Source organism: uncultured Flavobacterium sp. (genome assembly GCF_963922255.1).
In the GTDB taxonomy this organism is placed as follows: domain Bacteria; phylum Bacteroidota; class Bacteroidia; order Flavobacteriales; family Flavobacteriaceae; genus Flavobacterium.
In genome coordinates this window covers 158,174-180,869 of record NZ_CAWUIC010000005.1, presented here as the reverse complement: position 1 = coordinate 180,869, position 22,696 = coordinate 158,174, and the positions used below count along the sequence as shown (strand labels likewise).

The window sequence follows — 22,696 nt, the reverse complement described above, 5'->3', positions numbered from 1 at the left end:
ACTGAACACTGAACACTGAACACTGAACACTATAAATAAAGTTCCACCAATCCTTCAGGAATATCCATTTTAAAAATTTTGTTTTCCCTGTCAACTTCTATGATAAAATCATCAATTAACGGAACTAAAATTTCTACTTCACCATTCATTATTTCTAACAAAGGTTGGTGATTACTATCGTTTACTCTTTTAATATTTCCAATTTTTCCTAAACGAATATCTTCAACTAAAAAATCAATAATTTCGTGATAATAGAATTTATCACCTTCCAATTTTGGTAAAAAAGACAAAGGAAGATAAACATCAGAATTCATAATTTCATCTGCATCTTCTTCAGAATTTACATCTTCAAATTTTACGCGTAAGAAATTATTTTTGTGAATCCCAGATTTTAAAATAAAAAATGGAACCAAATTTTTATGTAATTCCACAAAAATTGATTCCAAATTTTCATACAAATAAGGTTCGTCAGTATCTAAATAGATTAAAACTTCACCTTTGAAACTGAATTTTTTAGCGATTTTGCCAAGATAGAAACATTCTTCTTTTTGCATTATCGCATCAAATTAAGCTTGTGTTTCTTCGTTGTTCTCTTCTACAGCAGGAGTTTCTTCTGTTGCAGTTTCTACTTCTTCAGTTGCTTCTTCTACTGCAGGTTGAGCAGCTTCAGCAGCAGCTTTAGCACGTTTTTCATTAGCTTCTTTTTCAGCTTTTAATGCTTTAGCTTTAGCTTCTTCTTTAGCTTTTGATAAACCATCTTTTTTAGCATTTACAGCTCCAGCTTTCTCATCTAACCAAGCAGTAAATTTAGCATCAGCTTGTTCTTGAGTTAAAGCCCCTTTACGAACTCCACCATCTAAATGATGTTTTAATAAAGCACCTTTGTAAGATAAAATTGCTCTAGCAGTGTCCGTTGGTTGTGCACCATTGTGTAACCATTGAACAGCTGCATCTACATTCAAATCAATGATTGCAGGATTTGCAGTTGGATTGTAAGTTCCGATTTTCTCTAAGAATTTACCATCTCTTTTTGATCTAGCATCAGCTGCTACGATCCAGTAAAAAGGTTTTCCTTTTTTACCGTGTCTTTGTAATCTAATTTTTACAGACATAATCTTGTGATTAAATTGTGAGGTACACGACCTCTGTTAATTAAGTGTGCAAATATATAAAACTTTTAGCTAACTAAATTTATATTTCAAAAAATATTACTTTTTGTTCGTTTTTTTGATACAATATTTTACATTTGTGCGTTTATATGTTTCAATACCTACTAAAAAAATACCAAAAATGAAAAAATTAATTTTAGTTTTAACGATACTAGTTTCATTTGTTTCTTGTACTGACGATGTTACTTTTAATGACCCTTCTTTTCAAGGAATGAAAGATGGAGAGACTTGGAGAGCAAATGATGCTCGAGTAATCTTGAACCCTGATGGTTCGATGATAGTTGAAGCATATTCACAGTTTGAAATTGTAACTTTTGAAGTGTCTTCTTCTAATGTAGGTATTCGTACTTTTGGAGTAAACACGTCAAATGTAGCTACTTATGAAGTTACTATAGATGGAGTTACTGATACATATGAAACAGGAGTTGGTATAGGTAGTGGAGAATTAGAAATCACAGAAAGTCCAGCTGTTTCAGGAAAGCTTTCTGGAACTTTTAAATTTAGAGCTGTTAATGCAAATGGAATTGAAGCTGGTATTACTAACGGAGTAATTTATAGTATTCCTGTAAAATAGTTTTATTAAAAATATTTATAAAATCAACCATGCAACTTGCGTGGTTTTTTTGTTTTTGTTGATAACTAAAATTGATTTCTAAATTCTGAAATAGTATTTTTGAAAAGTAGACTTATCGCAAAAATCTACAACTTCAATTCAAAAAAACTTCAATCAAATGTATTTAATCTTCGATACAGAAACCACCGGATTACCAAGAAGTTGGGCTGCTCCAATTACGGACACAGATAACTGGCCAAGATGTATTCAAATCGCATGGCAACTACATGATGAAATGGGAAACCTTATCGAACATCAGGATTATTTAGTTAAGCCTGATGGATTTAATATTCCATACGATGCTGAGCGTATTCACGGTATTTCTACAGAATTAGCCGAAGAGCAAGGTGTTCCTTTGATTGAAGTTTTAGAAAAATTCAACATTGTACTTTCAAAAACCAAATATATTGTAGGCCAAAATGTAGGTTTTGATGTCAATATTATGGGTTGCGAATTTCATCGTATGAACGTAGGTTCAGATATGACTAAAATGCCAGTTCTAGATACTTGTACAGAAACTACAGCAGAATTATTAAAATTACCTGGTGGTCGTGGAGGAAGATATAAATTACCAACGTTAACCGAATTACACGAATATTTATTCAACGAACCTTTTGCAGAAGCGCATAATGCAACTGCCGATGTGGAAGCTACAACTCGTTGTTTTTTAGAATTAATAAAACGTGAAGTTTTTACCAAAGAGGAATTAGATGTAACTTCAGATTATTTTCACAGATTCAAAGAACATAATTTAGGAGAAATTCAATTAATTGGATTAAAACACATCAATTTAAAAAGGGCTTCTGATGATATTAGAAAGCGTCTTCAAAAAATTGAACAAGAACATACGCAAACCATAATTTCTGAAGCTGATAAAAGCGATTTAAGAGAAGCTAAGTTTGCTCATTTGCATAATCATACACAGTTTTCAGTTTTACAATCTACCATTGGTGTTGCTGGATTAGTAGCTGCAGCTGCAAAAAATAAAATGCCAGCTGTTGCCATGACAGACACTGGAAACATGATGGGTGCTTTCCATTTTGTGAGTACTGTTATGAATCACAATAAAGCAGTTAAAACCAAAATTGAAGCAGCTATTGAAACAGGAGAAGAACCAGAGGATTCAGAAGTAAAACCAATTGTTGGATGCGAATTTAATATCTGTGAAAATCATGCAGATAAAACAAAAAAAGACAATGGTTATCAGGTAGTTTTATTAGCGAAAAACAAAAAAGGCTATCACAATTTAGCCAAAATGTCTTCTCTAGCTTATACGGATGGTTTTTACTATGTGCCAAGAATTGATAAGAATATTGTAGAAAGGTACAAAGAAGATATCATGGTGTTGTCTGGGAATTTATATGGTGAAATTCCAAGTAAAATCTTAAATATAGGTGAAAACCAAGCCGAAGAAGCCTTAATTTGGTGGAAAGAACAATTTCAAGATGATTTTTATTTGGAAATCATGCGACACAATCAAGAAGATGAAAATCGTGTCAACAAAACCTTGATTGAATTTGCCCAAAAACACAATGTCAAATTAGTAGCAACAAACAACACCTATTATTTAAATAAAGAAGATGCCAATGCACACGATATTTTATTGTGTGTAAAAGATGGAGAAAAACAAGCTACACCAATTGGTCGTGGTCGTGGATATCGTTACGGTTTACCAAATCAAGAATATTATTTCAAATCACAAGACGAAATGAAAAAACTTTTTTCTGATTTACCTGAAGCGATTATCAATATTCAAGAAATTGTAGATAAAGTTGAAACATATTCTCTTTACAGAGATGTATTGCTTCCAAAATATGATATTCCAGAAGAATTTGTAAATCCAGAAGACGCTATTGATGGTGGAGTTAGAGGAGAAAATGCTTATTTGCGTCATCTTACCATGGAAGGTGCCAAAAAGAGATATGGAGAAATCACACCTGAAATCCAAGAACGATTGGATTTTGAATTGTTAACCATTTCCAATTCGGGTTATCCAGGTTATTTCTTAATCGTACAAGACTTCATTGCAGAAGCTCGAAAAATGGATGTTTCCGTTGGACCAGGTCGTGGTTCGGCAGCAGGTTCAGCAGTGGCTTATTGTTTGGGAATTACCAATATTGATCCTATAAAATACGATTTGCTTTTTGAGCGTTTTCTTAATCCAGACAGGGTTTCAATGCCTGATATTGATATTGACTTCGATGATGAAGGTAGAGGAAGAGTAATGGATTATGTAATCAAAAAGTATGGTTCTAATCAAGTGGCTCAAATCATTACTTATGGTAAAATGGCAACTAAATCGGCTATTCGTGATACAGCTCGTGTGTTAGATTTACCCTTATTTGAAGCCGATAGAATTGCCAAATTAATTCCAGGAATGATGCCTTCTAAATGGAATTTAGCAAGATTTATTTCCGAAAAAGAAGAAGATGTCAAAAAAGCATTACGTTCTGATGAATTTGACAAGGTAAAAGAACTAATCACTATTGCCAATGAAGATGATTTAGCTGGAGAAACCATTCAACAAGCAAAAATTCTTGAAGGTTCCATGCGAAACACAGGAATTCACGCTTGTGGAGTGATTATTACACCTTCTGATATTACCAATTATGTTCCAGTCACAACCGCAAAAGATTCGGATTTATATGTAACTCAATTCGATAACTCAGTAGCAGAAAGTGCTGGATTATTAAAAATGGACTTCTTAGGTTTAAAAACATTAACCTTAATTAAAGATACAGTCAAACTAGTAAAATATCGTACAGGAATTCAACTAAATCCGGATGAATTTCCTATCGACGATGAAAAAACATACGAGTTATTCCAAAGAGGTGAAACGGTTGGTATTTTTCAATATGAATCTCCCGGAATGCAAAAATACATGAAGGAATTAAAACCAACCGTTTTTGGAGATTTAATTGCTATGAATGCACTTTATCGTCCTGGACCATTGGAATATATTCCTTCTTTCGTTCGAAGAAAAAATGGGGAAGAAGAAATCAAATACGATTTAGATGCTTGTGAAGAATATTTAGGGGAAACTTACGGAATCACAGTATATCAAGAGCAAGTAATGCTTTTATCGCAATCTTTAGCTGATTTTACGAAAGGTGAAGCCGACGTTTTGCGTAAAGCCATGGGTAAAAAACAAAAAGATGTCTTAGATAAAATGAAGCCTAAATTTGTGGAACAAGCTTCTGCAAAAGGACATGATCCAATAATTTTAGAGAAAATTTGGAAAGATTGGGAAGCTTTTGCGAGTTATGCTTTCAACAAATCGCACTCTACTTGCTATGCTTGGATTGCTTATCAAACAGCCTATTTAAAAGCACATTATCCTGCAGAATATATGGCTGCTGTACTTTCCAATAACATGAACGATATCAAACAAGTTTCCTTTTTCATGGAAGAATGTAAACGAATGGGATTAGATGTTCTTGGGCCAGATGTGAATGAGTCCTATTATAAATTCACAGTAAATGAAAATTATGCCGTTCGTTTTGGAATGGGGGCTGTCAAAGGTGTTGGAGCCAATGCTGTTGACACAATTGTTCAAAATAGAAAAGATGCACCTTACAAGTCTATTTTTGATGTGGCTAAGAAAATTGATTTACGGGCAGCCAATAAAAAAGCCTTCGAAAGTTTAGCTTTAGCAGGAGGTTTTGATTGTTTTACAGAAACGCACAGAGCTCAATATTTCTTAGATGAAGGAGATGGAATCACATTTTTAGAGAAAGCCATTAAATATGGTGCCAAATTCCAAGAAAACGAAAATTCATCGCAAGTAAGTTTATTTGGTGATGCTTCTGAAGTACAAATTGCAGAACCAGTTGTACCACCATGCGAAGAGTGGAGCACAATGGAAAAATTGGCTAAAGAAAAAGAAGTGGTCGGAATCTATATTTCTGGTCATCCATTGGATGATTATAAATACGAGATGAAATATTTTTGTAATACCAGATTGCAAGAATTAAATGATTTAAATTCCCAAGTTGGAAAAAACATAAGCGTTGGTGGAATTATTACAAAAGTAGAACACCGAACAGCTAAAAATGGTAAAGGTTGGGCAATGTTTTCATTAGAAGGTTATGATGAGAGTTATGATTTTAGAATTTTTGGAGAGGAATATTTAAAGTTTAGACATTTTTTAATTCAAAATAATTTTACTTTTATTCGGTTTAATGTTAAAGAAGGCTGGACCAACCAAGAAGGTAAAAAAGGTGATCCAAGATTACAGTTTTTGGAAGTTAAAATGCTACAAGATGTATTGACGACGTATGCTAAAAAGTTAATTCTTCAATTTAGTATAACTGATCTTCAGGAAAAAATGATTCAATCTTTATTCGATTTGTTTACAAAATCAAAGGGAGATCACCAAGTCACTATTGAAGTAATGGAATTGGAAAAAATCAAAAAGGAAGTAGTTTCAGAAATTCAAGCTTTTGAGTCTTCCGATGACGAAAATGAGGAAGAACTAATGCTAACAGAGTCAACAGACGAAGAAGAAACAGCTACAGTTGTGGAAACAACAATTGAAGAAGAAATTATTGTTGTAACTAAATTGAGTATGCCAAGTAGAAAAATGAAAATTCAAATTTCAAATGAGTTATTGGCTGAATTGGAAAAAATGCAAATCAACTTTAAATTGAATTAGTGTTAGCTGTAAAACAAGCCTAGAAAGATTCAGGCATTATCTTTGTACTATTAAATTTAAACAAAAAAAATCATGAAAAAATTAATTGCAATAGCGCTATTCAGTTTAGCTTTCCATTCAAATGCACAAATAGCAGATACTGCCGAAGAAGTTAGTCCGTTACTAATTGGAGAAAAAATACCAAATATAGAATTAGTAAACATTGAGGGAAAGAAAATAGAAACCAACAAAATATTCGATAAAAAAACAGTTTTAATAGTTTATCGTGGAGGTTGGTGTCCTTATTGTAATCGCCAATTGGCAGATATGCAAGACATTGAAAAAGATATACTAGGTTTGGGATATCAAATTATTGCAGTAAGTCCAGATGCTCCAAATTTTTTAAAAGAAACAGAATCTAAAGACAAATTAAATTACAGTTTATATTCAGATAGTGAAGGGAAACTTGCTCAAGCAATCGGAATAGCCTTCAAAAAAGACAAGCCAAAATTAGATAAATATTCAGAAGGAAAAAATCCAGGTTTTTTACCAGTTCCAACAGTTTATGTCTTAAATGATAAACAAGAAATTGAATTCATGTATATCAATCCAAATTACGCAACTCGATTAAAAGGAGAGCTTTTGTTGGCAGTTTTAAAGAATTTATAAATAAAACTATAAGTAAAATTTATATTAAATAATAAATATTGGTATATTTATTTCTAACTTTGTAAATCAAATTAGAAAACACAAATAATTAAAAAAATAAAATATGGCATTAGCAATAACAGATGCTACTTTTGACGAAGTAGTTTTAAAATCAGATAAACCAGTAGTAGTAGATTTTTGGGCAGCTTGGTGTGGACCATGTAGAATGGTTGGACCAGTTATCGACGAAGTTTCTTCAGAGTATGAAGGAAAAGCAGTAGTTGGTAAAGTAGATGTTGACGCAAACCAAGAATTTGCTGCAAAATATGGAGTTCGCAACATTCCAACGGTATTAATTTTCCAAAACGGAGAAGTAGTAGGTCGTCAAGTTGGAGTAGCCCCTAAGAAAACGTATACTGATGCAATTGATGCATTACTATAAATAAATTAAAGATTTATTGATTAAAGGTTCAGTCAAGTTATACTAACGAGATTGAACCTTTTTTTATTTTTGTCATTCTGAACCTCTTTAAGAATCTTATAAGTTTTTATTTTATATTTCAAAAGCGAATGGTTGTTTTGTGCTTGGTTATGTAATTCCTGCTGTCCATTCTATCTTTTTTTCAAAAAAGGATGCCATTCCCATCAGGGCTAAAAGAGCAATTATTTGTCTTTTTATAAACTGTCCGAAAATCCGTAATCTTAAAATCCATAATCCAAAAAACTTTATTTATCTTTGAGATATGAAGATAGATTCTCAAATCCAAAAAATATCAAGTTTCGAACATTTAGAACTTTTAGCCAATCAAATTGTAGAAGGCTTTATTTCTGGAATGCACAAATCACCTTTTCATGGTTTTTCAGCCGAATTTGCCGAACACAAAATATACAATCCTGGTGAAAGCACAAGACACATCGATTGGAAACTTTTTGCTAAAACAGACAGACTATACACAAAGCGTTACGAAGAAGAAACTAATTTACGCTGCCATTTAATTTTAGACAACTCTTCTTCTATGCATTACCCAAAGTTGGCAGAAAACCAGCTTTTTTATCAAAATAAGATAGGTTTTTCTGTTTTGGCTTCAGCCGTATTGATGAATTTACTTAAAAAGCAACGCGATGCTGTTGGAATAAGTATTTATTCTGATAATTATGAATACTATGCTTCCGAAAAAGGAAGTGATCGTCACCACAGAATGATATTGAGTAAACTCGAAGAAGTTTTAGAAAGTAAACCAGAACAAAAACAAACAGACACAGTTACTTTTTTGCATCAGATTGCTGAAAACATTCATCGTCGTTCCATGATTATTCTGTTTTCAGATATGTTTCAAAAAGAAGATGAAGAAAAGATATTCAAAGCCTTGCAACATTTAAAACACAACAAGCATAAAGTGGTTTTATTTCATATTTATGATAAGAAAACGGAAGTAGACTTTGATTACGATAACAAACCAAGAAAATTTATAGATGTAGAATCGGGTGAAGAAATCAATCTTTTTGCTGAAAACATCAAAGAAGAATATGAAAAAAAGGTTGTTGAATACAACAAAACAATAGCGAATACTTGCATGCAATACCAAATTCAATATATTCCTGTATCAATAGATGAAAATTTTGAAAAAATTTTAACCACATATCTTGTTGAAAAACAAAAGTTTGGATAAAAACGTAAAAAATATTTAAAAATTTTTAGCTAAAACGTTTGTATAATTGAAAAAGCGTCTTATATTTGCAACCGCAATAAAGCAATGGTTTGGTAGTTCAGTTGGTTAGAATACATGCCTGTCACGCATGGGGTCGCGGGTTCGAGTCCCGTCCAGACCGCTAAAATTGGGAGAAGCGATTCAGAAATGAATCGCTTTTTTGCCCAAAATAAGCATCAAAGATTAGTTGTGTTGTTTGGTCAGCCTTTGTAACGTTGACCGAGGTTTAGTAGTTAAACCGATGAAAAGCTTTCTCATTTAGTTGAGATGGCTTTTTTGTTTTTATATTCCTTTCTCTTTTGTTATATAAGTAAATGTTTAAAAATTAGTATATTGCATACGATTTTTAAAAAAAATTAAAAGCAAATTCTAAATCAAATCAAGCAAATTCTAATTCGTATTAATCAAATACAAATTAATTTAATAGATTTATTGTTATTAAAAACTAATCTTATGAAAAAAACTTTACTTTTATTATTCCTTTTAAGTTTTACCGGGATTTTTGCACAAGGACCATTCCAACCCACACAATTTAATAATGTTTGTGATGATAATAATGATGGCTTTGCTTCTTTTTTTATGCAAGAGATTTCATCTGAAATTATGGGAAATTCACAAAATATTGTAGTTACTCATCACTTAACTCAAATTGATGCTGCTAACGGAACAAATCCACTTCCCAATGCTTACACTAACATTTCAAATCCACAAACAATTTATGCTAGACATTTAAATACAGTAACTAGTGTTTATCAAGTTGTAATTTATGATTTAACTGTTAATCCAGCTCCAGTCGCTACACCATTAACTTTGACCCAATGTGATATTAATGGAAATCCTAATAATTCTTTTGATTTAAATGAAGCTTCATTTATAGTTTGGAATCAAAATCAATCTAGCCCAAACACTCAAGATATCACTTATTATTCTACTCAAGCTGATGCAATTTCGGGCATAAATCAAATTGGTCAATTTCAAACATTACCATCAACACCATTTACACTATTTTACAGAGTAGAAAATATTCAAACTGGATGTTTCTCAACTTCTACAGTAACATTGGTTTCTGTAAACTGTAATAATCCACTTTGTCCAACTCCAACAAACTTATTGATAACATCTAATATTAGTAATTCTGTTAATTTAAGTTGGATTGAAAATGGTAACGCTACACAATGGGAAATTAGTGTAAATGGAAGTTCAAATTATATAACAACAACATCAAACCCATATACTTTAAGTTTAGCAGGATTACCTTGTAATTTAGATATACCTATAAAAGTTAGATCGATTTGCAGTGCCAATGAAATAAGTAACTGGAGTTTTACTAATTATGCATATTATTCATGTTTACAAATAGGTCAAGTTTCCTCATTAAATGCTTGTTTAGATAACGGTTCTGCTTGTTTTGATTTAACACAAAATTCAGTTCCAGCTCTTGGGAATTTAAACCCTTCAGAATATACAGTTTCGTATCATACAACTGTTTCAGGAGCAGCTTCAAATGCAGATGTTATAACTAATCCTTCTAACTATTGTATAACTACAAGTAGTCAAGCAATCTATGTAAGAGTTCAAGAAAATACGAATCCTTCTAATTATGAAACTGCTTATTTTGTAATTAATGCGCAAACAACAATACTAAATACAAATTTATCTATTGCGACATTAAATAACTGCGATGATGATTTAGATGGTCAAGTTGTTTTTGATTTAACAGAAGCAGCTCTAAATATGAACAGCCCTTCAGCAGTTACTTATTACACTTCTCAAGCTAATGCTGTGAATAATTTAAATCCTATTGCAAATCCAATTGCTTATAGCGTAGGATTGCAACCAGTTAGTACATTTATTTTTGCAAGAGCAACTTATACTAATTCAACTTGTGAAACTATTTTTAAAATAAATTTAAAAGCTTTTGCTGTTTGTAATAATGCTTATGTGTGTTCAGAAGCAAATTCGTTATGTAATGCATTAGGACAACCTTTTGTTAATACTTTTCAAGGTGTAACTGCTGAGACTGGTAATAATTATGCTTGTTTAAACACGCAACCTAATCCAACTTGGTTTTATTTACCAGTAAGTTCTGCCGGAAATTTACAGTTTTTGATCCAACAAAGTACAGACATCAACTTTGGAACTAGTAATTTAGATGTTGATTATATTTGTTACGGACCATTTGCTTCATTAAGCAATGCTTGTAATATGCCAATGAATAATGTAGTGGGATGTAGTTACTCATCAAGTGCAACAGAAACATTAAGCATAACGAATGCTCAGCCAGGTCAATATTATTTGATTATGGTTACTAATTTTAGCAACCAACCAGGTTTTATTAAAATTACTCAAACACAAGGAAACACTGCAAATATTGATTGTTCTGGTTTAAACCTTAATGCATTTTTAGATGTGAATGGAAATGGAACACAAGATACAGGAGAAATTAATTTTCCTCTTGGAACATTCACTTATCAATTAAACAATAGTGGAAATAATATCAATGTGACTTCACCATACGGAGAATATACTATATTTGAAAACAATCCAGCAAACAGTTATGATGTGTCATATAGTGTTTTGCCTGAATATGCTTCTTATTATAATGTTACAACTTCAAGTTATCAAGATCTGATGATAGTTGCTGGAGGTGGTTTACAAACTTATAATTTTCCTGTAACAATTAGTCAGCCTTATTTAGACGTTGCTACTTACATAGTTCCATTACAACAACCAAGACCAGGATTTACTTATAAAGAAAAAATAGTTTATGCTAACTTAGGTAGCCAAACTATTCCAAGTGGAACAATTACTTTTGCCAAAGACCCAAATGTTGTAGTTATAAATAATACACAAACAGGAACAGTTGCAAATGCTGCTGGCTTTACTTATGATTATTCAAACTTGTTGCCATTTGAGGTTAGATTCATGGATGTTACTATGCAAGTTCCTACAATTCCAACAGTTCAATTAGGACAATTATTGACTAATTCTGTAACTATAACTCCTTTAACAGGTGATATTGTTCCATCGAATAATGCTAATTCAAGTTCACAAGTAATTATTGGTTCTTATGATCCAAATGATAAAATGGAGTCAAGAGGAACTCAAATTTTACACAGTTCATTTACTTCTGAAGATTATTTGATTTATACTATCCGATTTGAAAATACTGGAACAGCAAGTGCAGTCAATGTAAGAATAGAAGATGTATTTGATGCAAAATTAGATGAAAATTCAATTAGAATGTTAGATGCAAGTCATGAATACACTTTAGAAAGAATGGGAACACATTTAACTTGGTATTTTGATAATATTCAGTTACCAGTTTCTGTAGCTAATACTTCTACAGGAAAAGGATATATTACTTTTAAAGTAAAACCAAAACCTGGATATGCAATTGGAGATATTATTCCAAATACTGCAAATATTTATTTTGATTTTAATCCAGCAATTGTAACGAATACATTTACAACTGAATTTGTTGCAGCTTTAGCAGTTGAAACATTTAATGAAAATAATATTACTATGTTTCCAAATCCAACTAAAAATCAAGTAACTATTTCATTGGATAATACAAATGAAGTTATTGCCAATGTGAATGTAATTGATATGTTAGGAAAACAAGTAATTCGTTTAAATAAAGTTAATGAAATAACAAAATCAATTGATTTGTCAGCCTTAAATTCAGGAATTTATTTCATAGAAATTGAAACACAAAATAAATTAGTTGTCAAACGAAAACTAATAATAAATTAGAAAATTAGATTAAGTTAAGTTTGAAAAGCCATCTGAAATGAAAGTTTCAGGTGGTTTTTTGTTAAAACCAAACTTCTAAATTGCTAAAGAAAACTACTAGGTAAATTCCAAGTAAAACCAAACAGAAAAGTACTTTCATAAATGTAGAAGCTAATAAACCGAGAAAAGAACCAACTGCTGCATTAAAAGCTCCTTTTGGATTTTTCGAATTGTAAATTAATTCACCCACAAAAGCACCTATGAACGGACCAATTATAAAACCTAAAGGTGGAAAAAATAAACCGATAATTAATCCAATATTAGTTCCCCAAATTCCATATTTTGTTCCTCCAAAATGTTTGGTTCCTTTTGATGGTAAAATATAATCCAAAACTGCAATAATAATTGTGAGAATCAATGTGATTCCTAAAACCCAATAACTAATTTTAATTTCTGGAATTAAATAAATAAGTAACAATCCAACCCAACTAATTGGAGGTCCGGGCAAAGCAGGTAAAATGCTTCCTAAAATTCCTAAGAGTATTAATATTAAACCGAAAATTAACAATACATATTCCATTTATAAATTAATTTATTGTAATACAAAAAAAGTATATATTTGTTTTATTAGCTAAACAATTTTGAAAAACACATGAAAATATCAAAAATAGTATTTTTAATCTTAATAATATCTTCATCAATAAGCTTTGCTCAAGAGAAAGAAATTGATGTACCTGTTACAATTTTAGAAGATATTCCAAAGTTTCCTAATTGTATTAACGATTCTAATGACAATATTCAAGATTCTAAAATGTGCTTTATTCAAGAAATGAGCAATCATATTAAACTAAATTTCAGATACCCATCAGTTGCTAAAAAGAAAAAGATACAAGGGAGAGTTGTTGTAAAATTTATAATTAATAAAGAAGGAAACGTTATTAATGTAGAAACAAATGCACCAGAGGGTTGCGAGTTACTAGAAGAAGAAGCGGCTAGAATAATTAATTTATTACCAAAATTCAAACCTGGAGAGCAAAGAGGCGAGCCAGTAAATGTTAGTTATGCACAACCAATAATGTTTAAACTTTAATTAGATTTAAAAACATCAATGTATTATTCATTGATGTTTTTTTATAAACTTTTTAACTAAAAAATTAGTTTAAACTAAACTTTTAGTTTATATTTGAAATATCAAACTAAAAATTTAGTTCAAAAAATGAAACAACTTACTAAGGCCGAAGAAGAAATAATGCACGTTTTATGGGATCTAAACGAATCTAATGTAAAAGATGTAATAGATAAATTGCCAGAACCAAAACCTGCTTACAATACAGTTTCAACTATAATTAGAATATTAGAAACTAAAGGGTTTGTAGATCATAAGCAAGAAGGGAAAAGTCATATTTATTTTCCAATTCTTAAGAAAACAGAATATAGTAATTCGTCTTTAAATAAATTGGTGGAGAATTATTTTCAAGGTTCATTTAAAGACATGGTTTCGTTTTTTGTTAAGAAAAATGATGTTGATTTAAAAGATTTCGAACAAATGATTCAAGAAATTAAAACTAAAGAAAATGAATAATTTTTTAATTTACAGTTTGCAAACAATTGTGTTGCAATTGGGTTTTCTACTAATTTTTGAAATCTTTTTCAAGAAAGAAACTTTTTTTAAAGCCAATAGATTTTATCTTTTAGGAAGTATTGTGTTGTCGTTATTAATTCCCTTGCTAAAAATTCCCGTTAAGGAAAATGTGCAAAAGCAAACTATTTTTCAAATGAAAGAGATTGTAGTTTCAAACGCAAATTTTATAGAAAAAGAATTAGAGATAACTTCATCTTTTTCATTAATTGCTATTTTATATGGAATAGGTATTTTAGTTTTTCTAACACTTTTTGTAATTAAATTATTCAACATTTTTCAAGTAAAACGAAACACATTAATGGAAATCATAAATAATGTTGAGGTTTTTAGAATAAAAAATTCTAACCAAGCATTTTCGTTTTTCAACTATATTTTTATTGGAGAAAATAATGTAAACATTGAAACTATATTAAAACATGAAAAAGTTCATAAAAAGCAACTTCATTCTTTAGATTTATTGTTTTTAGAAATATTAAAAATTGTATTTTGGTTCAACCCAATAATTTACATCTATCAAAAAAGAATAGTTGAAATACATGAATTTGAAGCCGATTCAAAAAGTATTTCCGAAAATAAAAGCAGTTATTATGAAACGCTAATTTGTCAAATTTTTGAAGTGAATTCCATTTCATTAACCAATAATTTTTACAATCAATCATTAATCAAAAAACGTTTAGTTATGTTACAAAAATCAAAATCAAAAAAAACCGGAATGATGAAGTACTTAGTAGTAATTCCAATGGTTGTCTTCTCTATGGTAATTTTTTCTACAAAAGCAATGGCTCAAGAAAAAGTTAAAACTACATTAAAAGAAGAGAAAGAAAAAATCATAAAAGAAATTAAAAAGTACAATCAAAACGCTACAAAAGAAGAAAAAATAAAAGTTTTAGATGAAAGTTATTTAGAAGAACATTTACGTGAACCTAAGATAAATACAGAAGTTAAAATTATTTCAGATGAAAAAGATCCAATTCCTTTTGCACTTCTTGAAAACCCACCAGCGTTTGAAGGTTGTGAAGAGAAAACGGGTAATGATGCAAAAGAATGTTTTATGAAAGCAATGAACGAGCACATTAAAACTAATTTTACCTATCCAAAAGAAGCTCAAGAAAAAAATGTAGAAGGTAGAGTAACAATTATGTTTCAAATTACTAAAGAAGGTTTAATTGACAATCTAAATGTTAGAGGAACAGGAAAAGAAAACAGTTATTTAATTGAACAAGAGGCTACAAGAATAATGAAACTTCTTCCAAAATTTAAACCAGGAATGATAGATGGAAAACCTGTTGCAGTTTCTTATGCTCAACCACTTATGTTTAAATTGCAAAAGCAAGAACAAACAAAACCCATAGAAGTAAAAGAATAAAAAATTTCAAAAACCGTTAAGCAATTAGCGGTTTTTTTATGCCATTAAATACCAATAGAATAAAAAACCTTATTTTTGAAGTTTAAATGCATTTATGAAAAAATATTTAGTTTATTTATTGCTATTTTTCTCCTGTGTGCTTGTAGCTCAAGAAGATAGTGAAGCTCAAATATTAAAAGATTCAATTTATACAAAATATAAAACAGAAGTTCTCAATTATTCCTTAAAACAGTTTGATGCATTGTTTATGGAATATCATCAAAAAACAGGCTCAAATAACCAAGACCTAATCACAAAAGAAGAATTTTACACTTATACCGTTAAAATTGCTATTTTTTCAGAACGATTTGCTAAATTGTACCCAAAAGAAAAAGAACAAGCCATGAAAAATAAAAATGAATGGCTAAATAAAACCTACGAAGAGTATTTAAAAAAGAAAGAAAAAAATTGAAAAAACTAAGTGCCCTTTTCATTTTACTTATAGTTTCATGTCAGTTTTTTGATAAAGAAGTGCCAAATGAAACCGAATTATTGCAACAAGAACTTCAAAAAATAAATTGGAGCGAAGTTGACGAATATCCTTCGGTTTACGCTTGCGATACTATGCAAAATAAGGAGGCACAAAAACAATGTTTTTTCAACTACCTTTCCAAAGAAATCCAACAAAAAATCAGTGTTGATTCTATCCAAATGTTATATCCAAATATTGACACCATTCAAGTAAAAGTAACTGTTTTTCCTGACAAAACAAGTATTTTTGAAACCCAACATTCAAAAGATAGCTTAGGGTATGATATCAAAGAAATCGACAGCATCATTCAAACTAAATTAGCCAATTTTCCACCCATCGAACCAGCCAGTAAAAGAGGTGTGAAAGTTAAAACACAATTTATTTTACCTGTAATTATTAAGAAAAAGTAGTTTTTTTAGTAGCTATTTCCTGCTATCCATTACAAGCTTTTGCAAACAATGCTTTTTTTGTAAGTCATAAAAAGAGCTTCTTAGGTCGCTTTTTTACAACAACAAAAAATAGCATTCTTTCACAAAAGGCTTTCCATTCCTATCAGGGCTATGAAAACCGTTTTCATAACAAACAATGCTTTTAAACTGCCAACTAATTACTGAACACTGAACACTATTTCCTAAAACTTCTCCCTTTCCAAGAATAATTTCCAAACAAAGAATAAATAGCCACAGCACTAGTAAAAAAAGGATAAACCAAACTGCTAATCAAAACATATTTCACATCTTGCTTAAAAAAATCAGCTGATTTCATAATCATAATAAAATCCACCAAAAACTTAATTCCAAAATAGAATAGGATATTTTCATAACTCAACAATCCAACAACCAACAACCAGCATCCAATAACTAAGAAAAAATTCGTTAGGAAAACCACAATTGCCAAACACTTAGAAAACCAATCCACATAAGCACTAGATTTACTTGCCCAACGCACACGCTGAAAAAACAATTCTTTCCAACTCGAAACGCTTTTTGTAACAACTATACTTTCTTTATCAGTACAAAATCCAACACTTTTCGAATTAAACTGTAAAGCTTTTTGCAATAAAAAAACATCATCACCACTTGCAATATCTGAGTTTCCTTCAAACCCATTTAATTCTTCAAAAAACGTTTTTTCATAGGCAAAATTAGCACCATTGCACATAAACGGTTTGCCAATTCCAAAACTTCCAATCGTGACACCTTGTAAACTCAAAAAATCTAAATGCTGAAATTGATGTAGAAATCCTTTCTTTGGTAAATAAGAAACTCCAGCAGCAACCATTTTTTTATTTTCAGTTTGAATATAATTATCAATCGATTTCAACCAATCTTTTTGCACCAAACAATCGGCATCAGTTGTAATTATCCAATTATTTTTAGTAACAGCAATCGCAGTATTTATAGCATCTTTTTTGGGAGAATTTGTTTTTCGAATATTCTTTATAATCTGAATTCTAAATTCTAAATTCTGAATTCTAAATTCCTCCTTAGATTCATCATCAACCAAAATCACTTCAAACAGTTCCTTCGGATAATCCAACAACGAAATAGAATGTAAAAGTTTTGGCAAATTTTCAGCTTCATTTCTAAAAGGAACGACAATTGTAAAACTAGTTTTGGCATCAAAATGCTTAATTTTTACTTTTTCATTTTTTAAAAAGCCATAAATAAATGCACTTATAAAAAGTACGTAAATGAATAAAACAGCAAAAAATCCAACTAAAATCATTTTCTAGAAGGTTTAAAGTTCAATACAAAAACACTTCCAACAAGCAAAGGCAAAACCAAATTAAAAATCCACATAATTGAAATTATAGAAGCAATTTTCCAATCATCAACACCTAATTGACTAAATAAAAACAAAGCCACACTTCCTTTAACAGCAACATCCAAAAAATGAATCGTCGGAATTATAGATGCTAAAAAATACATGGTAAAAATGGTTCCAATCAAAATATCAATAGCAATGTCAATGTCAAAAATCAATAATAGAATTAAGAATTGAGAACAAAAAACCAAGTAACGCACCATCGAGAACCAAAGGTTATTTCTATGAAATTCGTAATTAAAATCAACTATTTTTAAAACCAATTTCTTTATCGAAAACCCATAAACTTCAATATTTCTAAATAAATATATTGCTAAAATTCCAACAGTTATAATTCCAACTAACATCCAAACTGAAACAAACTGAAACAAACTGAAACTAATTAAACTAAATCCAACAACACCAAAAATAGTCGTAATCAACATTTGACTACTATTACCAATAAAATTCAGAAGCACAATTTGTTTGGTATTTTCTTTTGGAAAGTACAACGCTTTGGCACCATATTCACCAATTCGATTAGGTGTAAAAATCGATGCTGTCAAAGAACCCAAACTTTGTTCCATGGCTTCCAAAAACGAAATTTCTTTGAATGACGAAACCAAATGTCTCCATTTAAAAATTTCCAAAATCCAATTCACACTTGAAAAAGCAGTTAAAATTAAAAGAGTTTTTAAATCAAAATAACCTTTTATCTGATCAAAATCGATTTTCTTGTCACCCTTAAAATGCCAATAGATATAATAAATTGCTCCACTTACAATCAAAAGTTTGATAGTAACCAAAAAGAATTGTTTAGCTTTGTGAAAAATAGCAATCATTGCTGCAAAGAAAAGAAAACTCTGTGAAACTTTGTGCTTTCTTTGTGTAACTCTGTGAAATAGATAAAAGTGCCAAACGAAAGAATCATATTAGGAATTGACCCAGGAACAACCATCATGGGATTTGGATTGATAAAAATAGTCAACAAAAAAATGGAATTCTTGCAACTAAATGAATTGCAATTGTCCAAATACGACAACCATTATCAAAAACTAAAAATCATTTTTGAAAGAACTATTGAACTAATAGAAACCTATCATCCAGATGAAATTGCCATTGAAGCACCCTTTTTTGGTAAAAATGTGCAATCCATGTTAAAGTTGGGAAGAGCACAAGGAGTAGCTATGGCAGCCGGACTTTCAAGAGATATTCCCATTACAGAATACGAACCCAAAAAAATAAAAATGGCCATCACCGGAAATGGAAATGCCAGCAAAGAACAAGTAGCCAAAATGCTTCAGCAATTATTAGGCTTAAAAACCTTACCCAAAAATCTAGATTCAACTGATGGATTAGCAGCAGCCGTTTGTCATTTCTTCAATTCTGGAAAAACGGTTGGAGAAAAAAGTTATACAGGTTGGGATGCTTTTGTTAAACAGAATGAATTACGAGTTAAGAAATAGTTCATGAAGAAATATTTGACAGTAATATTACTTTTGTTTTTTGTAGTTATGACTTATAATTATTTAAGCTATCCAAATTTTGAAGAAATTAAAAATAATTTAAAAAAGGATTATAAAGATTATTCAAAAGGAGAAGACTTAGATAAACTAACATATAAAGAAGATGTTTTTTTTGAAGAAAAGAATGATTTTAAATTTCCTCAAGATAATGTTAGTTCAGCTAAAGTTTATGGAAGTAGTTTTTTCTTTCCAAAAAAGTTAAATGAAAATGAGATTCTATTTTTACTAAAAAAATTTAATGATAGCTCGTCATTTAGATGGGGAGAAATTGGAACATTTATAAATTATAAAACCATTATATTTTATAATGCTAATAATAAAATAATTGGTATTTCCGAAATTGATGAAGATTACAACCAGACATATTCAGTTCCGATGACAAAAAAAATGAAATGGGGTTATTTAAAGTTTAAAAATGAAAAAGAATATAATTTTTTTAAAGAAATTGTAGACTAATAAATAATTGACCACTAAAACCTGACCACTGAACACTCTAAAATGAGCGGCATATACATCCACATACCCTTCTGCAAACAAGCATGTCACTATTGCGATTTTCATTTTTCTACTTCATTAAAGAAGAAAGATGAAATGATTTTTTCATTAGCTAAGGAAATTACTTTGCGTAAAAATGAAGCAAAAAATAAAGTAATTGAAACCATTTATTTTGGTGGTGGAACTCCAAGCAGATTAACGATTAACGATTTGAGATTTTTGATTGAAGAAGTGTATCGAAATTATGAAGTAACAGAAAATCCAGAAATTACGCTTGAAGCTAATCCTGATGATTTATCTGAAAATTATTTAATTGAACTATCAAAAATTGGAATTAATCGACTTTCTATTGGAATTCAATCTTTTTTTGAAGACGATTTGCAAATGATGAATCGTGCTCATAATTCAGAGGAATCTTCAAATTGTTTGGAAATTGCGACAAAATATTTCGATAATATTTCTTTAGATTTAATTTACGGAATTCCAGGCATGAGTAACGAAAAATGGAAACAAAATATTGAAAAAGCACTTTCGTTTAACATTCCACACATTTCGAGTTATGCTTTAACGGTTGAATCTAAAACAGCTTTGGAGACATTCATCAAAAAAGGAATCATCAAAGAACCCAATGATGAAGTAGCTCAAGAACATTTTTACATTTTAGTCGAAACGCTTCAAGAAAAAGGATTCATTCATTACGAATTATCCAATTTTGGAAAGGAAAACTATTTTTCAAAAAACAATTCGAGTTATTGGTTAGGTAAAAATTACATTGGAATTGGTCCTTCAGCACATAGTTACAATGGAATTTCAAGAAGTTGGAATATTGCCAATAATGCACTTTACATCAAATCCATTCAAGAGAACAAATTGCCCTTAACTTCAGAAAAATTAACCAAAGAAGATAGTTATAACGAATATATTATGACAGGTTTACGAACCATTTGGGGAGTTTCTTTAGAGCGAATTGAATCAGAATTTGGAACAGATTTTTTGAATTATTTGAATAAACAAAGCCAGCGATTTATCAATGATGGATTGTTGGAAATCGAAAACAATATTCTAAAAACCACCAAAAAAGGAAAATTTTTATGCGATGGAATTGCAAGTGATTTGTTTTTAGTAAATTTGGAATAATCAATTTAACCGCAAGGTTCGCAAAGTTTTACGCAAAGTGCACAAAGATTTTTTAAAAGTAAATGACTGAAAACGAATTATCTAAAATTGTTTTTGATTGTGCTTTAAAAGTACACCAAAAACTTGGACCAGGACTTTTAGAAAGTGCCTATGAAGAGTGTTTATATTATGAATTAAACAAAACAGGTTTAGATGTACAAAAACAAAAAGCTCTACCTTTATTATATGAAGAAGTAAAACTGGATGTTGGTTATAGATTGGATATTATAATTGAAAATAAATTAATTGTTGAAATAAAATCAGTTGAAGCTTTAAACGATGTCCATTTTGCTCAACTTCTAACTTATTTAAAACTGACAAACTGTAAATTAGGTTTGTTGATAAATTTTAATGTTACACTAATTAAAAACGGAATAAAACGTATTGCAAATAATCTTTAAAATCCTTAGCGAACTTTGCGTAAAACTTTGCGCTCTTTGCGGTTAATAAAATGAAAGCAACAATAAATAACTTACAATTCGACCTATCAAAACCCATTGATATATCAATTCCATTAACCAATGACAATGAAAATCCGATAGCTTGGTATCAAGGAAAACCAGAAATTGAACCCGTAAAAATGGACGATTGGATAGGAAAAGTTTCTGAAGGAAAATCATCAACCAATTTCAATAATATTTTCTTTAATCCTCATGCACATGGAACGCACACGGAATGTTTAGGACATATTACAAGAGATTTTTACAGCGTCAATCAATGTTTGAAACAGTTTTTCTTTTTGGCTGAAGTAATTTCAGTTCAACCTGAAAAAATAGGAGAAGATTTAATTATTACAAAAAATCAAATTGAAAAAGCTTTAAAAGGAAATTCACCAGAAGCCATTGTCATTAGGACACTTCCAAATGCTGAAACTAAAAAACATTTAAAATATTCCAACACAAATCCACCTTATTTGGCTGAAGAAGCTGCCATTTTTATCAGAGAAAAAGGAATTCAACATTTATTAATTGATTTACCAAGTGTTGATAAAGAACATGATGAAGGGAAGTTATTGGCTCACAAAGCTTTTTGGAATGTAAAAGACATCAATAATTTGAATGAAGATGCACGAATGAATTGTACCATTACAGAATTAATTTATGTTGACGAAAAAGTAGATGATGGAAAGTATTTATTAAATTTAGAAATCGCTTCTTTTGAAAATGATGCAAGTCCAAGTAAACCGGTTTTGTATTCTTTGGAAGCTAATGACTAACCACTATTTACTAATTACTACAAATGAACATTCAACAACTTTACGAATTTTGCTTATCCAAAAAAGGAGTGACAGAACATTTTCCTTTTGATGAAGATACATTGGTTTTTAAAGTTGGTGGAAAAATGTTTGCTTTAACTTCGTTATCTAATTGGGAAAAAGAAATTCCAGCGATAAATTTAAAATGTGATCCAGAAAAAGCATTAGAACTTCGAGCAAAATATAAAGCTGTAAATCCAGGTTATCATATGAGTAAAGTCCATTGGAATAAAATAGATTTCAATAGTGATGTTAGTGATAAAATGATTTGCGAATTAATAAATCATTCTTATGATTTGATTTTTAAAAGTTTGACAAAAAAATTACAATCAGAAATCGAAAATTTAGAAAATTAGAGATTACATTTGCTAGATAAATTAAGTAATTATAATATAGAATCGAAAGATTCTGA

General features: G+C 30.2%; 22 protein-coding genes and 1 tRNA gene. 18 read left to right on the top strand and 5 right to left on the bottom strand.

Features of this window, described 5'->3' with window-relative positions; all coding sequences use genetic code 11:
• Positions 1-29: 29 nt before the first annotated feature.
• The gene (gene rimM / locus AABJ49_RS06210; protein WP_338377042.1) at positions 30-554 is read right to left on the bottom strand and encodes a ribosome maturation factor RimM; all 525 of its coding nucleotides are present in this window, start codon (positions 552-554) and stop codon (positions 30-32) included.
• Between the two features lie 12 nt (positions 555-566).
• Positions 567-1,112, bottom strand: a complete 546-nt coding sequence (locus AABJ49_RS06205) for a 30S ribosomal protein S16 (protein ID WP_338377040.1) — start codon at positions 1,110-1,112, stop codon at positions 567-569.
• A 178-nt stretch (positions 1,113-1,290) separates the two neighbouring features.
• On the opposite strand from AABJ49_RS06205, the gene AABJ49_RS06200 reads away from it, so the two are divergent.
• The 7 genes from AABJ49_RS06200 (at position 1,291) to AABJ49_RS06170 (ending at position 12,528) form a co-directional block, all read left to right on the top strand.
• Positions 1,291-1,743, top strand: a complete 453-nt coding sequence (locus AABJ49_RS06200) for a DUF6252 family protein (RefSeq protein ID WP_338377038.1) — start codon at positions 1,291-1,293, stop codon at positions 1,741-1,743.
• A gap of 157 nt (positions 1,744-1,900) precedes the next feature.
• Entirely contained in the window at positions 1,901-6,436 is a 4,536-nt protein-coding gene (gene dnaE, locus AABJ49_RS06195; RefSeq protein ID WP_338377035.1) for a DNA polymerase III subunit alpha, read from the top strand.
• A gap of 72 nt (positions 6,437-6,508) precedes the next feature.
• Positions 6,509-7,084 carry a peroxiredoxin-like family protein gene (locus AABJ49_RS06190; protein ID WP_338377033.1) on the top strand — a complete coding sequence of 192 codons (576 nt, stop codon included), beginning with the start codon at positions 6,509-6,511 and terminating at the stop codon, positions 7,082-7,084.
• A 103-nt stretch (positions 7,085-7,187) separates the two neighbouring features.
• Positions 7,188-7,505, top strand: coding sequence for a thioredoxin (gene trxA / locus AABJ49_RS06185; RefSeq protein ID WP_026717477.1), 318 nt, complete (start codon positions 7,188-7,190; stop codon positions 7,503-7,505).
• A 301-nt stretch (positions 7,506-7,806) separates the two neighbouring features.
• On the top strand, positions 7,807-8,733 hold the full coding sequence (locus tag AABJ49_RS06180) for a DUF58 domain-containing protein (protein ID WP_338377027.1): 927 nt from the start codon (positions 7,807-7,809) through the stop codon (positions 8,731-8,733).
• A gap of 86 nt (positions 8,734-8,819) precedes the next feature.
• Positions 8,820-8,893 (top strand) — tRNA-Asp (locus tag AABJ49_RS06175).
• 332 nt (positions 8,894-9,225) lie between these two features.
• Positions 9,226-12,528, top strand: a complete 3,303-nt coding sequence (locus AABJ49_RS06170) for a T9SS type A sorting domain-containing protein (protein ID WP_338377026.1) — start codon at positions 9,226-9,228, stop codon at positions 12,526-12,528.
• A gap of 61 nt (positions 12,529-12,589) precedes the next feature.
• On the opposite strand, the gene AABJ49_RS06165 is transcribed toward AABJ49_RS06170, so the two are convergent.
• Complete coding sequence (locus AABJ49_RS06165) at positions 12,590-13,087, bottom strand: DUF456 domain-containing protein (RefSeq protein WP_338377024.1); 498 nt, start codon at positions 13,085-13,087, stop codon at positions 12,590-12,592.
• Between the two features lie 72 nt (positions 13,088-13,159).
• On the opposite strand from AABJ49_RS06165, the gene AABJ49_RS06160 reads away from it, so the two are divergent.
• The 5 genes from AABJ49_RS06160 to AABJ49_RS06140 all read left to right on the top strand — a co-directional run bounded on the left by AABJ49_RS06160 (position 13,160) and on the right by AABJ49_RS06140 (position 16,436).
• On the top strand, positions 13,160-13,597 hold the full coding sequence (locus tag AABJ49_RS06160; RefSeq protein WP_338377022.1) for an energy transducer TonB: 438 nt from the start codon (positions 13,160-13,162) through the stop codon (positions 13,595-13,597).
• 126 nt (positions 13,598-13,723) lie between these two features.
• Complete coding sequence (locus AABJ49_RS06155) at positions 13,724-14,089, top strand: BlaI/MecI/CopY family transcriptional regulator (protein ID WP_338377020.1); 366 nt, start codon at positions 13,724-13,726, stop codon at positions 14,087-14,089.
• Positions 14,082-15,515, top strand: coding sequence for a M56 family metallopeptidase (locus AABJ49_RS06150; RefSeq protein ID WP_338377019.1), 1,434 nt, complete (start codon positions 14,082-14,084; stop codon positions 15,513-15,515). Before AABJ49_RS06155 ends, AABJ49_RS06150 begins: the two co-directional genes overlap by 8 nt.
• Before the next feature lie 94 nt (positions 15,516-15,609).
• Complete coding sequence (locus AABJ49_RS06145) at positions 15,610-15,966, top strand: hypothetical protein (protein WP_338377017.1); 357 nt, start codon at positions 15,610-15,612, stop codon at positions 15,964-15,966.
• Positions 15,963-16,436, top strand: a complete 474-nt coding sequence (locus AABJ49_RS06140; protein WP_338377014.1) for a hypothetical protein — start codon at positions 15,963-15,965, stop codon at positions 16,434-16,436. The genes AABJ49_RS06145 and AABJ49_RS06140 overlap by 4 nt, the downstream gene beginning before the upstream one ends.
• A gap of 214 nt (positions 16,437-16,650) precedes the next feature.
• Here the strand turns inward: AABJ49_RS06140 and AABJ49_RS06135 are convergent, their stop codons facing one another.
• Entirely contained in the window at positions 16,651-17,754 is a 1,104-nt protein-coding gene (locus tag AABJ49_RS06135; protein ID WP_338377012.1) for a glycosyltransferase, read from the bottom strand.
• Positions 17,751-18,638: a hypothetical protein gene (locus tag AABJ49_RS06130; protein WP_338377010.1), complete on the bottom strand. Its 888-nt coding sequence runs from the start codon at positions 18,636-18,638 to the stop codon at positions 17,751-17,753. Before AABJ49_RS06130 ends, AABJ49_RS06135 begins: the two co-directional genes overlap by 4 nt.
• Before the next feature lie 105 nt (positions 18,639-18,743).
• Between AABJ49_RS06130 and ruvC the strand changes: the two genes are divergently transcribed.
• The 6 genes from ruvC to AABJ49_RS06100 all read left to right on the top strand — a co-directional run bounded on the left by ruvC (position 18,744) and on the right by AABJ49_RS06100 (position 22,640).
• Positions 18,744-19,298, top strand: a complete 555-nt coding sequence (gene ruvC, locus AABJ49_RS06125) for a crossover junction endodeoxyribonuclease RuvC (RefSeq protein ID WP_338377008.1) — start codon at positions 18,744-18,746, stop codon at positions 19,296-19,298.
• A 3-nt stretch (positions 19,299-19,301) separates the two neighbouring features.
• Complete coding sequence (locus AABJ49_RS06120; RefSeq protein WP_338377006.1) at positions 19,302-19,814, top strand: hypothetical protein; 513 nt, start codon at positions 19,302-19,304, stop codon at positions 19,812-19,814.
• Between the two features lie 42 nt (positions 19,815-19,856).
• A complete protein-coding gene (gene hemW / locus AABJ49_RS06115) occupies positions 19,857-20,990 on the top strand; it encodes a radical SAM family heme chaperone HemW (protein ID WP_338377005.1) in 1,134 nt (377 codons plus the stop codon).
• Positions 20,991-21,052: 62 nt separating this feature from the next.
• Positions 21,053-21,430, top strand: coding sequence for a GxxExxY protein (locus tag AABJ49_RS06110; RefSeq protein WP_338377003.1), 378 nt, complete (start codon positions 21,053-21,055; stop codon positions 21,428-21,430).
• Positions 21,431-21,480: 50 nt separating this feature from the next.
• Positions 21,481-22,245 carry a cyclase family protein gene (locus AABJ49_RS06105; RefSeq protein ID WP_338377001.1) on the top strand — a complete coding sequence of 255 codons (765 nt, stop codon included), beginning with the start codon at positions 21,481-21,483 and terminating at the stop codon, positions 22,243-22,245.
• A gap of 23 nt (positions 22,246-22,268) precedes the next feature.
• Complete coding sequence (locus AABJ49_RS06100; RefSeq protein ID WP_338377000.1) at positions 22,269-22,640, top strand: MmcQ/YjbR family DNA-binding protein; 372 nt, start codon at positions 22,269-22,271, stop codon at positions 22,638-22,640.
• Positions 22,641-22,696 lie beyond the last annotated feature (56 nt).

What these genes read in the sequence shown, in the direction of transcription:
- rimM (WP_338377042.1), bottom strand. Translation starts at nt 554, where the DNA reads ATGCAAAAAGAAGAATGTTTCTATCTTGGCAAAATCGCTAAAAAATTC.
- AABJ49_RS06205 (WP_338377040.1), bottom strand. Translation starts at nt 1,112, where the DNA reads ATGTCTGTAAAAATTAGATTACAAAGACACGGTAAAAAAGGAAAACCT.
- AABJ49_RS06200 (WP_338377038.1), top strand. Translation starts at nt 1,291, where the DNA reads ATGAAAAAATTAATTTTAGTTTTAACGATACTAGTTTCATTTGTTTCT.
- dnaE (WP_338377035.1), top strand. Translation starts at nt 1,901, where the DNA reads ATGTATTTAATCTTCGATACAGAAACCACCGGATTACCAAGAAGTTGG.
- AABJ49_RS06190 (WP_338377033.1), top strand. Translation starts at nt 6,509, where the DNA reads ATGAAAAAATTAATTGCAATAGCGCTATTCAGTTTAGCTTTCCATTCA.
- trxA (WP_026717477.1), top strand. Translation starts at nt 7,188, where the DNA reads ATGGCATTAGCAATAACAGATGCTACTTTTGACGAAGTAGTTTTAAAA.
- AABJ49_RS06180 (WP_338377027.1), top strand. Translation starts at nt 7,807, where the DNA reads ATGAAGATAGATTCTCAAATCCAAAAAATATCAAGTTTCGAACATTTA.
- AABJ49_RS06170 (WP_338377026.1), top strand. Translation starts at nt 9,226, where the DNA reads ATGAAAAAAACTTTACTTTTATTATTCCTTTTAAGTTTTACCGGGATT.
- AABJ49_RS06165 (WP_338377024.1), bottom strand. Translation starts at nt 13,087, where the DNA reads ATGGAATATGTATTGTTAATTTTCGGTTTAATATTAATACTCTTAGGA.
- AABJ49_RS06160 (WP_338377022.1), top strand. Translation starts at nt 13,160, where the DNA reads ATGAAAATATCAAAAATAGTATTTTTAATCTTAATAATATCTTCATCA.
- AABJ49_RS06155 (WP_338377020.1), top strand. Translation starts at nt 13,724, where the DNA reads ATGAAACAACTTACTAAGGCCGAAGAAGAAATAATGCACGTTTTATGG.
- AABJ49_RS06150 (WP_338377019.1), top strand. Translation starts at nt 14,082, where the DNA reads ATGAATAATTTTTTAATTTACAGTTTGCAAACAATTGTGTTGCAATTG.
- AABJ49_RS06145 (WP_338377017.1), top strand. Translation starts at nt 15,610, where the DNA reads ATGAAAAAATATTTAGTTTATTTATTGCTATTTTTCTCCTGTGTGCTT.
- AABJ49_RS06135 (WP_338377012.1), bottom strand. Translation starts at nt 17,754, where the DNA reads ATGATTTTAGTTGGATTTTTTGCTGTTTTATTCATTTACGTACTTTTT.
- AABJ49_RS06120 (WP_338377006.1), top strand. Translation starts at nt 19,302, where the DNA reads ATGAAGAAATATTTGACAGTAATATTACTTTTGTTTTTTGTAGTTATG.
- hemW (WP_338377005.1), top strand. Translation starts at nt 19,857, where the DNA reads ATGAGCGGCATATACATCCACATACCCTTCTGCAAACAAGCATGTCAC.
- AABJ49_RS06110 (WP_338377003.1), top strand. Translation starts at nt 21,053, where the DNA reads ATGACTGAAAACGAATTATCTAAAATTGTTTTTGATTGTGCTTTAAAA.
- AABJ49_RS06105 (WP_338377001.1), top strand. Translation starts at nt 21,481, where the DNA reads ATGAAAGCAACAATAAATAACTTACAATTCGACCTATCAAAACCCATT.
- AABJ49_RS06100 (WP_338377000.1), top strand. Translation starts at nt 22,269, where the DNA reads ATGAACATTCAACAACTTTACGAATTTTGCTTATCCAAAAAAGGAGTG.